This is a genomic window from Spirosoma panaciterrae DSM 21099, from assembly GCF_000374025.1.
Classification (GTDB): Bacteria; Bacteroidota; Bacteroidia; order Cytophagales; family Spirosomataceae; genus Spirosoma; species Spirosoma panaciterrae.
Genome location: NZ_KB893207.1, coordinates 1 through 14,520, shown reverse-complemented (window position 1 = coordinate 14,520; position 14,520 = coordinate 1). Strand labels below are relative to the sequence as shown.

Sequence of the window (14,520 nt, the reverse complement as noted above, 5' to 3'; positions counted from 1 at the left end):
CGGAATGACAATCCATGACTATAATGACTCTCTGTCGAACGACCTTTAATTCCCATTTGCAGGTGCTTTCGCTTCGAGGACATACTTGTTCAGCTCTTTAGCCGTCCAGGGCACTACTCTACCCTGCGAGGTCACACGGGTCATGCCAACGGTCCGTCGGCCCATAGGCCCTGCATTGTTTCCCCACTCATTGCGTATGTAGGTCAGGATGGCCGTGATCACCCCATCATCCATAGTGGAATGCGAAGGCATTACCGGCAGAATATCCGGTGCGTCGTACATCTTTTTGTTCACTTCGATCGGGCCTTCTATTCCATGCAGTACAATAAGTGCCAGCCGTTTCTCGTCGCCCAGTACCCAGTCAGAGCCAATGAGTGGTGGAGCAAACCGCGCCAACCCTGCCCCATCGGTTCCATGGCAACCCGAGCAAGTACTCAGATAATGCTGGCGACCCAGTACAAAGAGTTTCTGTTCCTCATCGTTCAGCAGGCTTTTGGTCTGTGCAACGGCCTTACTGGCTACATGGCCGGGCCATTCAAACAGGGTATTCAGCGTAGCCAGCCGGACAGGGTCTACCTTTGCGGCCGAACGGGTCAACAAACTGGGAGCCGATACCAGTTTTACGGGCTTCATTTTACTACTGCTTCCTCCCATCGACAAGCCCGTCAGTATTGCTTTCTGCTGCCAGCCCAACGGCTCTTTACCCGTATCGAGTTTCGCAAGCAATGCACTTAGCTGAGCAGGATTCCGATTGCGGGCAGCCGCCGTTGCCAGCATTTCGAGGAATATTTCTTTCGTTGGCTCGTGCGTCTGCCATTGCGGAGATGCCAGCAAACGTTGTAAAAACGCTGTTTCCTGATTCGGCAGGCTACTCATGACGGCATCGCGAATGAGTGCCGAATCACCATACCGTTGTACAATACTGGCCAGCAAGGATTGGGCGTCAGCGGGATCAAGTACACTGGCCGAGAGGGCCATCTGAAGGATTTGCTCAATGGGTGCCTGTTCCCAAATACCCAATAATTGCTTACCCAACTTCGTCCGAACCGTTTTATCTGTTTTGGCAAATGGTTCCAGCAATCGGATAGCGGTAGTTTTGACAAGTGTGTTTGGATCGGTCAATAAGCCAAGCAAGAACTCGGACTTGCTCAGTTTTAAACCATCTAGTGTCCACAAGGCCTGAAAACGGCCTAGCGGCTGAGTCCCCTTTAGCACGACATTGGTCAATGCAGCCTCCACCCGTTTGTCGGCCCGGTCGATCAGTAACCCCTGTGCCATGTCCCGGTGCCAGCCATCCGGGCTCGATAGCTCGGCCACTAATTCATCGACCGAAGCTTCCGACAGTTTTTTGGCTTTCTGGGCTTTCCAGTTTTGCGGCACAATACGCCAGATACGTCCCCGATTGATAGGCAACACCAAATCACGAGCCAGCGTCTGTTCGCGTAAATAGGGCGTTACATAGGCTTTATGCTGAATTAACCCCCGGTACATATCAGCAATATACAAAGCCCCATCGGGTCCAGTTGCCATATGAACCGGACGGAAACGCTCATCGGTTGAAGCCAGAAACTCTTTACCCGGATGCGGATCATGAGCGGTCAGCGATAGCCCTTTGGACTCGGTCACGTTGCGCTTAACCAAATTTCCGGCGGGTTCGCAAACGAACACATTGCCATAGTAGGCAGAGGGCAGTGCCGTACCTCGGTAAAACAAGGGCGAGCAGGCAGCCGTAAACTCCAGCAGATGCCCTTCTTTATCCAGTGTGCCGGGAATATACCCCCGGTTAACGGCCGGATTTGGCCGGATCGGGTACACGCGTCGGTCGATGGTCAGGCCATAGTCAATCCCCGTCGTTGGTTTATGATTTTTATTGCGGGACAGGTAGTTCGGAGGTACCAGATCGGCATGGAGCTGCGACCAGTTGTAGTTGTAGTACAGTCGTCCCTGATCGTCGTGACTAATCCCCCACTGCCCCCGAAATTCCGTACTGTCGCGAAGCCATTTTCCATTGGCTAGTTTGTAGCGCACCCTGGCTTTGGCATTATAGTACCAGTTATCCATACTACGCCAGAGGCCATTTGGTGCGTGTTCGGGAAGTCCGGTAGCCGCATATTGATCATCGATGAGCGTTTTGGTATCGGCCTTCAGATCGCCGTTGGTATCTTTCGTTAGCCAGAGGGCTCCGTTTTCGGCAACGAGAGCACCATTGGGTATCAGCGCCATGGCGCGGGGCATTACCAGGCTATCGAGATACACTTTGCTGACATCCATCCGTCCGTCGCCATCGGTATCTTCCAGAATCGATATTCGACCCACCTTTTTCTCTTCCCCCGCTCCGTCGATGTTCATCATAAATCCACGCATCTCAACCACCCAAAGTCGACCATCTGCATCAAACGTGATGGCAACGGGATCTTCGACCATGGGCTCTGCCGCTACCAGTTGAATGTCCAGTCCGGGCTCAAGCTGAAACGTGCTGAGTTCTTCGGTGGGTGTTTTAGCAGGTGACGGTCCTTCCCCTGGTTCCGTTCGGATGTTTGTTTTAAAACTCAGGAGGCAGAAAAGTCCAATACAAATCAGGCCGGAAAAATAAGCAGGCTTACCCATGATACATAACGTAGCATTATTACCAGAAAAAGCATTAAAACCCGGATACTACTTGTGCGGCAGTCGGGTTTTACCATCGGTCTACGAATTAATTCCGTATGGGCGTCGACCTAAATAAACGGTTTTGATTCGTTGGTATCGTTTTGTAGATTTGTCCATAACGAACGACATACTCAATCATGCAATTGCCCCTGAATATTCCTCAAATCGAACGCTTCACCGATGAAGAGTTAGTCCGGTTCTGCCTGGCCAATCCTGATATACGTGTTGAACGCGATGAAAACGGCACCGTATACATTGATATGTCTCCTACCCATTTATTAACCAGCGCGAATAATAGCGAGTTGAACGGTGAATTTGTCATCTGGAACCGTAAGACAAAAGCCGGTAAAGTAATCGACTCGAATGGCGGTTTCTTCCTAAGTGATCAATCGATGAAAGCGCCGGATGTAGCCTGGATTCGTCGTGAACGTTGGGATACCCTGAGTAAAAAAGACAAGCACTCGTTTCCATATCTGGCTCCAGATTTTGTGCTGGAACTGGTAAGCGACTCAGACCATCTGGACGCGGTTAAAGCGAAAATGGAGAAGTGGCTGGCCAATGGTGTTCGTCTGGGCTGGCTGGTTTCGCCCAATGAACGGCTTACCTACATTTATCGACCAGATCAACCTGTTGAAGCCAAAGCCTTTACAGAAACATTATCGGGCAATGATGTCCTGCCTGGTTTTGAAACGGTGCTGGCCGAAATTCTTGAATTCTGATTTATACAGGCTTCTTTAACGCACTCCGGCCCTATCCTCTCTCCAGCTCGAAGCCCCACACAACAAAGCCTGTTTTTACTGTCTATAAAAAACAAAACCGCCAGTAATCATTACTGGCGGTCAGCTACAGGCATGCTTACGTTATGGACAGTTAGCAACATAAGTTTCAACAATTGCATTCCTATTGGCATCGGTATAGGTTATTAAGAACGACGTAGGGCTGAGAAATGCTATTGTCTGACTAATGGGGCCAATGGGGTTAAAACCTCCAAAGGTGACCGTTTTCGACAGCGTTACCGTACCGTTACTGCACGTATAGGTTCCCCCTCCTGCGCCACCTGTGCCGCAATATTCGGGATCTTTCAGCAAAACAAATTGCCCCGACAGTTTTCCTCCCGGAAACGTGAGGATCAAACCTTGCTGGCAGGGTGTGATGGCTTCTACAGCATTAACTGTTCGACTTGTCAGTTTCCAGTTCGCACAACCAGCGATCCGGGTGGCAACATCATCGCAGGAAATGGCAGGGGGAAGCCGGTGGTCAGTACATGACCAAACGAGGGCTAAAAAGCCGTAAAATAAAAGGCGTAATAGGTTTTTCATACTATGTGTGTGTTAAGTGGTTTTAACCTACTCATATATAGGTACTTACAAAGCTAATCATATGTTTTAAAGTTGCAATAAACTATAACAAAATATAAATTCGCTTATACTTACCCAAGAAATATAGTCAGATACTACTATGCTAAAACTATGGGTTGTTGAAGGTTTAGGCATATAGAAAATCGCTTCGGTGTCGTCAGATACCTACATCTGACGACACCAAAACGATTATAAAAGAAATTCATATGTGTAATCCTGTTAAGCAGTAGCCAGGGCCTTACGCTCACCAATCTGCTGCCGCCACATCGCATAATACAGCCCTTTCTGCAGCAATAGTTCTTCATGGCGCCCCTGTTCAACGATTTGGCCCTGTTCCAGAACAAAAATCCGATCGGCATGGAGGATCGTACTCAGCCGGTGCGCAATCAGAATAGTAATCTGCTGGTTCATAGCCGATACGGTGCGTACTGTATCCGTAATTTCTTCTTCAGTGAGCGAATCCAGCGCCGATGTCGCTTCGTCAAATACAAGTAATGAAGGTTTTCGGAGCAAAGCCCTGGCAATACTAAGCCGCTGTTTTTCACCACCCGATACTTTTACTCCTCCCTCGCCAATGACTGTATCGAGCCCTTGTGGAGCACGGGCCAGCAGAGAATCGGCGGCTGCCTGATGTAAAGCCATAAGGCATTCTTCGTCCGTAGCGTTGGGAGCTACAAACCGGAGGTTTTCCCGAATGGTTCCGGCAAACAACTGCGTATCCTGCGTAACAAAACCGATTTGCTCTCGAAGCTCATCCAGATTTACGTCCGATCCCGGAATACCATTGTACAAAATCTGGCCATTCAACGGTCTGTACAAACCAACCAGTAGCTTAACGAGCGTCGTTTTGCCCGAACCACTAGGCCCAACAAAGGCGAGCGTTTCGCCCACCCGCGCATCGAATGAAATGCCGTCGAGAGCGGGTTTGTTAGCCGTTAGATGCTTGAAATGTACATCATCGAAGGCCAGGGTTCTAAGCGAATGAACCGGTTTTGGAAGTGCAGGTTGCACATCGCGGGGGGTATTGAGAATCTGCTGAAAATTAGCCAGCGACGCTTCCGTTTCCCGATATACGTTGATAATGTTGCCCAACTCCTGCAACGGTCCGAAGATGGCGAACGAGTAAATGAACAGAGAGAAAAATTCACCCACAGTAATGCGCTCCTGTACAACCAGAAACAGCATAAACAGCATGATGGCATTACGAAGCAGGTTGACAAACGTACCCTGGATAAACGACAGCGACCGGATGTAACGAACTTTTTTGAGTTCCAGCTTCAATATCTTTTCGGTCGTAGCATTGAGTCGTTCGGTTTCCTGCTGTGCCAGACCAAGACTTTTCACCAGTTCGATATTGCGAAGACTTTCTGTTGTTGAACCGGCCAGCGCCGTGGTTTCGGCAACAATCGTCTTCTGAACGACCTTGATCTTTTTGCTCAGTAATGAACTTAGAATACCCAGTAACGGAATCGTCAGAAAATACACGGGAGCTATTGGCCAGTAAACGGTTGCGGCATACCACATCACAAACACAATCCCCACCACAGACGTAAAGAGCACATTGACAAACGATTGGATGAGCTTTTCAACATCGGCCCGTACTTTTTGAAGCTTACCCAGGGTCTCGCCCGAGCGTTGATCTTCAAATACCTGATAAGGCAATTCGAGTGAGTGCCGAAGGCCATCGGTATAGAGTTTTGCTCCCAGTCGCTGGGTAATCACGTTGACGTAATAGTCCTGAAAGTTTTTGGCAATGCGGCTCACCATCGCCACACCGAGGGCCTGTAAAATCAGCAAACCCGCCCCATTTCTTAGGAAGCCCCAAAAACTAAGCGGCCGAAGGCCCCCACCCGGTTTAACCACATACTGGTCAATAATTTTTCGGAAAATGTACGGATCGAGCAGAGAGAAAACCTGATTGATCGCAGCCAGGAACAGAGCCAATGCCAACAGGCTCCAATAACGCCGTAAATAACTGTAAAGAAGTTGCATAGGTATTTGTGTAGGAGGTCACTAAGCAGCGTAGATGGAGAGGGCTGCCTTGCTTGTACAACACAAAAAGAATCAATTTAGGTCGCTGATTGACCGTAAAGCCTATCGATTTGTAAACTTTATAAACGCTTTGCTCCTTGACGTTTAAGCCCGAACTTTACCGCATGAAAAACGCATCTCTACTCGTTCTGACAATCGGTTTATTAATAGCCTGTGGGCGCTCTGAAAAAACACAGGAAACCCAAACTTCATCAAAAACCGAATCAGTAGCCACTACAGCTCCTAAACCCAAAGATTGCAAAACCGTTGTTGATGCGGATAAATTAGGCAAAGCAGACGTGTATCAGGAGTCGGGCAAGTCGATCAAAGTGACCCTAACACTAGCTCAGGATACCAGTTCAACCGAAACAGCAAATGGCTGCTATTTCAATAATGCCATTACCGTACTGGCAACGAAAAAATCAGGCAGCCAGTTATTTAAACGTACGTTGCTAAAAGATGACCTGCTCTATTTTATCAAAAGTGATGAGGTAGTAGAACGCTCAGTGTTGAAAACGGTGTCCTATAAGCCAACCTTCAATGGCCAGCGATACATCAACCTGGTTATGCGCGTCATCGACCCCGTCAGTCAGAAAACCGCCGACTACACTCTATTCATGAATTACTTCGGCGAGATTGTGAAAGTGAAGTAAAAAACGCTGGATGTTTCCACCCAGCGTTCTCAACTTTAAAAGAATGTCATTAGCTATTTTGTATCTATTCACAGCGCCCCCGCCTTTATCTCTTCCACAACGGCTGGGTCGAGTAAGGTAGTGGTGTCGCCCAGGTTGCTGGTGTCTCCTTCGGCAATTTTGCGCAGAATTCGACGCATGATCTTGCCCGAACGGGTTTTGGGTAAACCACTGACAAACTGAATCTTATCCGGTTTGGCAATCGGGCCAATCACCCGGCTTACTGTGGCCAGAATATCGCGTTTGGTCAGGTCAGCATCGTGTCCGTTTGGCTCCTGATCGGTGATCACATAGGCATAAATGCCCTGCCCCTTGATGTCGTGCGGATAACCCACTACGGCACTTTCGACCACACCCGTGTGCATGTTGATGGCATTTTCGACTTCGGCAGTCCCAATCCGGTGACCCGATACGTTCAGCACATCATCGACCCGGCCCGTGATGCGGTAATAGCCATCTTCATCGCGCAGGCAGCCGTCGCCTGTAAAGTATAAGCCCGGATAGGTAGCGAAGTAGGTTTGCCGGCAGCGTTCATGATCACCGTAGGTTGTCCGCAAAATACCCGGCCAGGGAAATTTCATGCAGAGATTGCCACTCACGCCATTGCCTTCGATTTCCTTGCCGCTTTCATCGACCAAAATCGGTTGCACACCGGGTAAGGGTAGCGTGGCATAGGTGGGTTTGGTTTTGGTGATACCGGCCAGTGGCGAGATCAGAATCCCCCCTGTTTCGGTCTGCCACCAGGTATCGACAATGGGGCAGCGGCCTTTGCCGATGTGTTCGTCGTACCAATGCCAGGCTTCTTCGTTGATGGGTTCCCCAACCGAACCCAATACCTGAAGGCTACTCAGATCGTGGCTCTCAACTTTGTCAAGCCCAAAACCCATTAGTGATCGAATCGCTGTTGGAGCCGTGTACAATATATCGACCTTGTATTTATCGACAATATCCCAGAATCGACCTGCATCAGGATAGGTCGGAACGCCTTCGAAAATAATCGAGGTAGCTCCACAGGCTAATGGCCCGTATACAATATAGCTATGTCCCGTTATCCAGCCAATATCGGCCGTACAGAAATGCGTATGTCCGGCCTCGTACTGAAATACATTCTGGAACGTGTAGGCCGCATATACCATGTACCCCCCGCAGGTATGAACTACCCCTTTGGGTTTGCCGGTTGATCCCGACGTGTAGAGAATGAACAGCATATCTTCAGCGTCCATTTCTTCGGCAGGGCATTCGGCCGTTACCTGCTTCAATTCCTGCTCCCACCATACGTCACGGCCTTTCAACATCGAAACAGGTGTTCGGGTACGGGTCAGCACAATCACTTTCTCTACACTTGGGCAACCAATGAGGGCATCATCGACCGTACTCTTCAACGGAATTTCTTTATTGCCCCGATATGCGCCATCGGCCGTTACCACGACTTTACACTGCGCATCATTAATCCGGTCAGCGATACTTTGTGCCGAAAATCCACCAAACACCACCGAATGAATGGCGCCAATGCGGGCGCAGGCCAGTACCGCGATAGCCAGTTCGGGTACCATCGGCATATAGATACAAACCCGGTCGCCCTTTTGTACACCATTGCGTTTCAAGACATTGGCAAACCGACATACCTGGTCGTAGAGCATTTTATAGGTCAGCGTAACGCCTGCTTCAGCCGGATCGTTTGGCTCCCAGATAATGGCCGGTTGATCGCCCCGTTCGGCCAGATGACGGTCAAGACAGTTTTCTGTAATGTTGAGTTTACCTCCTATAAACCACTTTACATTGGGTTCCGTAAAATTCCATTGCAGGGTTTTGGTCCAGGGTTTACGCCAGTGAAAGTTCTGGGCGATTTCGGCCCAGAATTCTTCCGGGTCATCTACGCTTTTCTGATAAGCGGCCTGGTACTCGTCAAAGGTTCGGATACGCATAATCAAATGAGTGATTGAGCGAATGAATGATTGAGTGAAAAAAATTCGCCGACAAAGCTATTTACTCATTTACGCATTCACTAATTCATACGCTAGATTTAATAACTGACGGTGCTATAGTGTCTGTCCGCATTATATCGCCGACGAGTAACGCGAGTAAGTCTACTCGCTCACCCGTTCATTCTTTAAATAGATCACTCCAATGATCAGACAAACGCTCGCAACCAGAATCGGATACCAGAGTCCTTCCAGATACGGTTTAGAAACAGAACCCGATATAGCTTCGTTTGCTTTGGTAGCCGAAGCCACCAGGGCCGTTGCAATAAATGGAGTAAGCCCCCCGAAAATTCCATTACCAATATGGTAGGGTAGTGACATGGACGTATACCGAATCCGGGTCGGGAACAACTCAACCAGAAAAGCGGCAATCGGGCCGTAGACCATCGTCACGTACAGCACCTGTATAAATACCAGCAGAATCATCAGCCAGAAGCTGCTATTGGGTAGCACCACCGATTTGGTAAGCTCGGATTTGGCGGTTGGGGTGGTCGAATTCGATGGCGTAACGGTTCGTTCAATGTCTTTGGCAACGAGACCATCCGAATAAAAGTGAGTAGTCGTCATCGTTGTTACCAGGTTGCCGTTGTCCTGTTTAGCTAGCTTCCGATCAATGGTGCGGGCATCCGTAAACTCTTCGCGCTGGCTCAGATCAGCCAGATTATACATTTTATCATAAATGGGTCGGTACGTCAACACACCCAGCGCCATACCCGCCAGCATAATCGACTTCCGACCAATCCGATCCGACAACCGCCCGAAAATGACAAAGAAAGGCGTAGCGCCCAACAGCGCAATCGCCACGATGACATTCGACTGAACGAACTCAATAGCACAGGCTTTTTGCAGGAACGACAACGCGTAAAACTGACCCGTATACCAGATAACCCCCTGACCGGCCGTAGCTCCGAACAAGGCCAGCAGCACCATTTTCAGATTCTGTCGTTTACCAAAACTTTCAGCTAATGGGTTTTTTGAGGTTTTACCTTCGGTTTTTAATTTGGCAAACAGGGGCGATTCGGCCATACGCATCCGAATGAGTATGGATACGCCCACCAGCACTATGGACAGCAAGAAAGGCACGCGCCACCCCCAGTCGGAAAACTTATCAACGCCCAGCGACTCACGGGTGAGCAGAATCACACCCAACGACACAAACAGTCCCAGCGTAGCCGTCGTCTGAATAAAACTCGTGTAGTAGCCACGTTGGCCTTCAGGGGCATACTCCGCTACGTATGTAGCCGCTCCCCCATATTCACCCCCCAGTGCCAGACCCTGTACTAATCGTAATAAAAGAACCAGCAGCGGAGCCCAGAAGCCAATGGTGGCATAGCCCGGTATCAGGCCAATGGCAAAGGTAGAGCCGCCCATAAGGACTAGCGTAACCAGAAATGTATATTTACGACCCACCAGATCCCCCAGTCGCCCAAATACCAGAGCCCCAAACGGACGCACCACAAACCCAGCTGCAAACGTCGCTAAGGTAGATAACAACGCAGCCGTCGGATTATCGGTCGGAAAAAATTGTGTGGAAAGAATGGCGGCTAAACTGCCAAAAATGTAAAAATCATACCATTCGATCAGCGTTCCGACCGACGAGGCCGAGATCACGCTGAATAAGGTACGATTGTTGATTGTCTTTTTGGCACCTGCTTTCTTCGAAGGCATGAAAAGAGTCTTTTGTCAATAAGCAACCAGCCAAGTGTTTTTACCGTACCCATTGAGTGGTTGAGCGAATGAGTGATTGGGTGAATAGCTGACGCAACCAATATTCACCCAATCACTCATTCGCTCAACCACTCAATAAATCAGGGAGAAAGCCGTTCGATGACCCATGCTCCATCTACTTTCCGATAGCGAATGCGGTCGTGTAACCGACTGGGGCGTCCCTGCCAAAACTCCAGAGCGTCGGGTACTACCCGAAAACCACCCCAGTAGGGTGGCCGGGGCACGGCCTGACCCGCAAATTGCGCTTCGAGTTCACGCTGACGGATTTCCAGCACCTCGCGACTGCCTATCACCTCCGACTGGTGCGACACCCAGGCGCCAATCTGACTTCCGCGAGGCCGGCTACCGAAATAAGCGTCCGAATCCTCATTACTTACTTTTTCGACCCGGCCTTCGATCCGAATCTGACGCTCGAGTTCAGGGTAAAAAAAAGTCAGACAGGCAAAGGGTTGATGACTGAGTTCGCGCCCTTTACGGCTTTCGTAGTTCGTATAAAAGGTAAACCCATCGTCCGAAATATCCTTTAAGAGCACAATTCGTCCGTCGGGTCTCCCTTCATTTGTCACTGTACTAACATGCATAGCATTCGGTTCGGGCACCTTCGCTTGTAAGGCCGCATCGAACCAAACACGAAACTGAGCAACCGGATCTGTCAAAACATCCGCTATGTCCAACCCGTTCAGGGTATATTCATTTCGTAACTCACTAATTGCTGAGGGCATTATATTAAGGCCTTTAACGGCTTTTCAATTTCTGTACTACAAGAAAATCCGTATATTATCGTACTTTTGCAAAAGTAATCGGTACGTTCCCAACATGGCAAACCAAGAACAGGAAATTAACCAGCAACCAGAAACCACCAATCAGGCCACTGAGTCGCTGGATGTGAATACCCCCGAAGATACCAGTACATCCCCCGAAACCACCGTCGAGGGCCAGGAAACTACGCCCGAACAGGCAGAATCGTCAACTACCCCAATCGCTGAAAGCCAGTCAGAAATCGGGGTTGACAGTACTTCTATTTCTGAACCGACAGCCTTAGCTACTAACGAAGGCTCAATAGAAAATACGGCAGACAACCCATCGGATTCGACATCAGTGGAAGAAACACCCGTTGCGGAAACACCTGTTGCCGAATCGGTAGAAGAACCTGCGGCCGAAACACCAGAAGCCGTAACCAGCGAAGTATCGACGGCAGACGAACCCGTGGTCGAAGCGCCTGTAGCCGAAACGGAGGAGACACCCGTTGACCACGAGCAACTCCCCACTGAGTATGCCGATTTAGCTGAAACCGAAGAAGAGGCCGCTACCCCGGAAGCCGATTACAGCCATTTTTCGAAGCAGGATTTTGTTAACCTGCTTGAAACCCAACTGGCTTCTGTTAGTCTGGCCACCGTAACGCCTGGTGATTTCAAGAAAGCGGACCAAGTCCTTAAGGAGGTAAAACCGCTGTTCGATCAGATGAAACGGGCGGAGCGTGAAGCCGCTTTGCAAGCTTACATCACCGAAACAGGTGCCGATGAAGGATTTGACTATAAGTTCGACGACGCGGTTCTGCGGTTCGAAGAATTGTATAAGCAAATCAAGAGTCTGAAAAACACCTACTTTCAGAACCTCGATAAAGCCAAAGAAACCAACTTCGCGTCGAAGACGGATTTACTTACCCGGCTTCGCGAATTAGTCGAAAACGACGAAAATAACGCGGGTGATCCTAAGGCTAGCTGGAATGAGTTCAAGAAAATTCAGGACGAATGGAAAGCGGCCGGAAACATGAACTCCCCACATAATGCAACGCTTTGGGCTACCTATCATGCCCTGGTTGATCGGTACTACAGCAATCGAAATATCTATTTCGAGCTAAAAGAGCTGGATCGCAAACGCAATGCAAGCCTGAAAACAGAGGTAATCGAGAAGGTTGAAGCCATGGCAAAAGCTTCGGAAGAAACCCCGGTTACACGGCAAACCATCGACGAAGCCAATGCCCTGTTTGAGGAGTATAAGCACATAGGTCCGGCCCCTAAAGCCGAGCAGGAAGTGCTGTGGGGCCGTATGAAAGCCGCTCTTGACGTCCTCTACGACAAACGCCGGGACCAGACCAACGAGCAGCGCAAAGAGTCGGCACAACTGTACGAAGAGAAGTCGGCGATCTATGAAGAACTAGTTCCAATAACCTCCTTCACCTCCAATAGCATTAACGACTGGAATGATAAAACGAAGGTCGTTATGGGATTGCAGGACCGCTGGAACGCGATAAAAGGTCCCATGCCCCGCGAAGAAGGGAAAGAACTGAGCAAGAAGTTCTGGGCAGCGCTGAAAACCTTCTTCCACAACAAAGGTGAGTTTTTCCGGCAGCTTGAGAGCAAACGGGAAGAAAACCTACGTGCCAAAACGCAGCTTTGTGAGCAGGTAGAGGGCATTCTGGCATCGGGTGAAGAATCGCCTGAAATCACGCAGACGGTTATCGAACTGCAACGCCAGTGGAAAGCCATCGGCCAGGTACCCGAAAAGCAGAAAAATACAATTTTTGATCGGTTCAAAGCAGCCTGCGATGCGTTTTTCAATAAGAAACGATCGAAAAACCAGGAGACCGAGCGCGAATTTGAGGAGAACTTAGCGCAGAAAATCGCCTTAATCCAACGGATTGAAGCAGCAGCAAGCGCGAATGCTGACCTTTCTGAACTAAACGAGTTCAAAAAAGAGTGGAACGCAATTGGCTTTGTTCCCAAAAAGGACATGCAGTCGACGCAAAAACGCTACATCAACGCCATTAATGCGTTGGTAGGTGCCACAGGCAAGATTCCGGCCAAAGATAAAGAGCGCATCATGCTCCAGAGCGAAGCCGAAGCTACCCGGTCAGGTAGTGGTTCGCGGGGTGGACGTGATTTCAACCGTGGTGATCGGGATGGCGGTGGTAATAAGCGTGAAAACGACATCCGTCGGAAAATTACAGCGATTGAAAATGACATTGCTACCTATCGGAACAATATCGAATTCTTCGCTCGTTCGAAAAATGCGGATAAACTTCGCGCCGACATCGACAAGAAAATTGCCGAGGCAGAAAAGCAATTGGATGAGCTTCGCCATCAGCTACGTGTAGCTCAGGCATAAGCATAGGTCAAATTTTAGCTATAACCTAGCTGAAACGAAAAAAGAAGAATTGACTTGCATGGAATAGAAAATAACTCTATTTTTGCACCACAATTCAGGACTGCCAGTGTCGGATAGCGGTCGATTCCGCCTGATTTGTAATCAGGATGCGCAAGCGCGTCGGGGGTTCGAATCCCTCCACTGGCTCTCTCAAAATCAGATAGTTACAAACGAAAAACCGTCTTCAGCAATGTTGACGGTTTTTCGTTTGCATACGTATTTGCATACCTTTGATTTTATATTCCTGCTGGTGTCTTAATTATCTAGCTCACTACGATTCATTAACAAAGCAGTAGAATCTCCTTAAATAGCCTGTATACCACGTTCGTCGATTCTACTTTTCCTATAATCGATAGTATAAAGTCCTGCAAAAGAAGGATCAATCAAGCGTTTCAAGCTGCTGGCTTGAGGTTCGGCAGGAAAGTAGCCATAAAACCTTCAAGAAAGCTGGTGTTCAAAAGTTGATCTCGGTTCCAATCCACGGAAACAAAAATTTGAAACCGGGTCTTCTGAACTTTAATACCCGAAGGTGCGATTGATACAGGCGCTGGCCGCTCGCCTGAGAACTCGACATTTTCCTTTCAATACCCGAAGGTGCGATTGATACGGTCGAGTAGGCTCTGCTGGAGCAACACTTTGGTCAGCTTTCAATACCCGAAGGTGCGATTGATACTAGACGCGCTAACCATCCTTTACTGCCCCCCATTAACTTTCAATACCCGAAGGTGCGATTGATACTTAGAAAACAACTCTCCCTGGCCCGGTACTACCTGCTTTCAATACCCGAAGGTGCGATTGATACACTACTCAAAGATATTTCCCTGGATGCCGAGCTACTACTTTCAATACCCGAAGGTGCGATTGATACGTCCGAGGTTCAGGAGGAGTTACACACGATTAAAAACTTTCAATACCCGAAGGTGCGATTGATAC

General features: G+C 49.1%; 9 protein-coding genes, 1 tRNA gene, 1 pseudogene and 1 CRISPR repeat array. Of the genes and pseudogenes, 5 read left to right on the top strand and 6 right to left on the bottom strand.

What is annotated here, in order from left to right:
* Nucleotides 1–45: 45 nt before the first annotated feature.
* Nucleotides 46–2,607, bottom strand: coding sequence for a DUF7133 domain-containing protein (locus tag B153_RS0126240; protein ID WP_020599729.1), 2,562 nt, complete (start codon nt 2,605–2,607; stop codon nt 46–48).
* 179 nt (nt 2,608–2,786) lie between these two features.
* Here B153_RS0126240 and B153_RS0126235 point away from each other — a divergent pair, with 179 nt between their 5' ends.
* The gene (locus tag B153_RS0126235) at nt 2,787–3,368 is read left to right on the top strand and encodes a Uma2 family endonuclease (protein ID WP_020599728.1); all 582 of its coding nucleotides are present in this window, start codon (nt 2,787–2,789) and stop codon (nt 3,366–3,368) included.
* Nucleotides 3,369–3,509: 141 nt separating this feature from the next.
* On the opposite strand, the gene B153_RS0126230 is transcribed toward B153_RS0126235, so the two are convergent.
* Complete coding sequence (locus B153_RS0126230; protein ID WP_020599727.1) at nt 3,510–3,968, bottom strand: hypothetical protein; 459 nt, start codon at nt 3,966–3,968, stop codon at nt 3,510–3,512.
* 258 nt (nt 3,969–4,226) lie between these two features.
* Entirely contained in the window at nt 4,227–5,999 is a 1,773-nt protein-coding gene (locus B153_RS0126225) for an ABC transporter ATP-binding protein (RefSeq protein WP_020599726.1), read from the bottom strand.
* A 164-nt stretch (nt 6,000–6,163) separates the two neighbouring features.
* Here B153_RS0126225 and B153_RS0126220 point away from each other — a divergent pair, with 164 nt between their 5' ends.
* Nucleotides 6,164–6,691, top strand: a complete 528-nt coding sequence (locus tag B153_RS0126220) for a hypothetical protein (RefSeq protein WP_040762112.1) — start codon at nt 6,164–6,166, stop codon at nt 6,689–6,691.
* A 68-nt stretch (nt 6,692–6,759) separates the two neighbouring features.
* Here the strand turns inward: B153_RS0126220 and acs are convergent, their stop codons facing one another.
* The 3 genes from acs to pdxH all read right to left on the bottom strand — a co-directional run bounded on the left by acs (nt 6,760) and on the right by pdxH (nt 11,162).
* Nucleotides 6,760–8,655 (bottom strand): acetate--CoA ligase, encoded by a 1,896-nt coding sequence (gene acs, locus B153_RS0126215; protein WP_020599724.1) that lies wholly within the window; start codon nt 8,653–8,655, stop codon nt 6,760–6,762.
* A gap of 162 nt (nt 8,656–8,817) precedes the next feature.
* Nucleotides 8,818–10,380 (bottom strand): MFS transporter, encoded by a 1,563-nt coding sequence (locus B153_RS0126210; RefSeq protein ID WP_020599723.1) that lies wholly within the window; start codon nt 10,378–10,380, stop codon nt 8,818–8,820.
* 140 nt (nt 10,381–10,520) lie between these two features.
* Nucleotides 10,521–11,162, bottom strand: a complete 642-nt coding sequence (gene pdxH, locus B153_RS0126205; RefSeq protein ID WP_020599722.1) for a pyridoxamine 5'-phosphate oxidase — start codon at nt 11,160–11,162, stop codon at nt 10,521–10,523.
* A gap of 94 nt (nt 11,163–11,256) precedes the next feature.
* Between pdxH and B153_RS0126200 the strand changes: the two genes are divergently transcribed.
* The 3 genes and pseudogenes from B153_RS0126200 to B153_RS38910 all read left to right on the top strand — a co-directional run.
* The gene (locus B153_RS0126200; RefSeq protein WP_020599721.1) at nt 11,257–13,548 is read left to right on the top strand and encodes a DUF349 domain-containing protein; all 2,292 of its coding nucleotides are present in this window, start codon (nt 11,257–11,259) and stop codon (nt 13,546–13,548) included.
* Nucleotides 13,549–13,650: 102 nt separating this feature from the next.
* Nucleotides 13,651–13,734 (top strand) — tRNA-Thr (locus B153_RS0126195).
* 218 nt (nt 13,735–13,952) lie between these two features.
* Nucleotides 13,953–14,048 (top strand): annotated as a pseudogene (locus tag B153_RS38910) (hypothetical protein); the annotation flags it as partial.
* Nucleotides 14,049–14,100: 52 nt separating this feature from the next.
* A CRISPR array of direct repeats spans nt 14,101–14,520; the repeat unit is 29 nt; unit sequence CTTTCAATACCCGAAGGTGCGATTGATAC.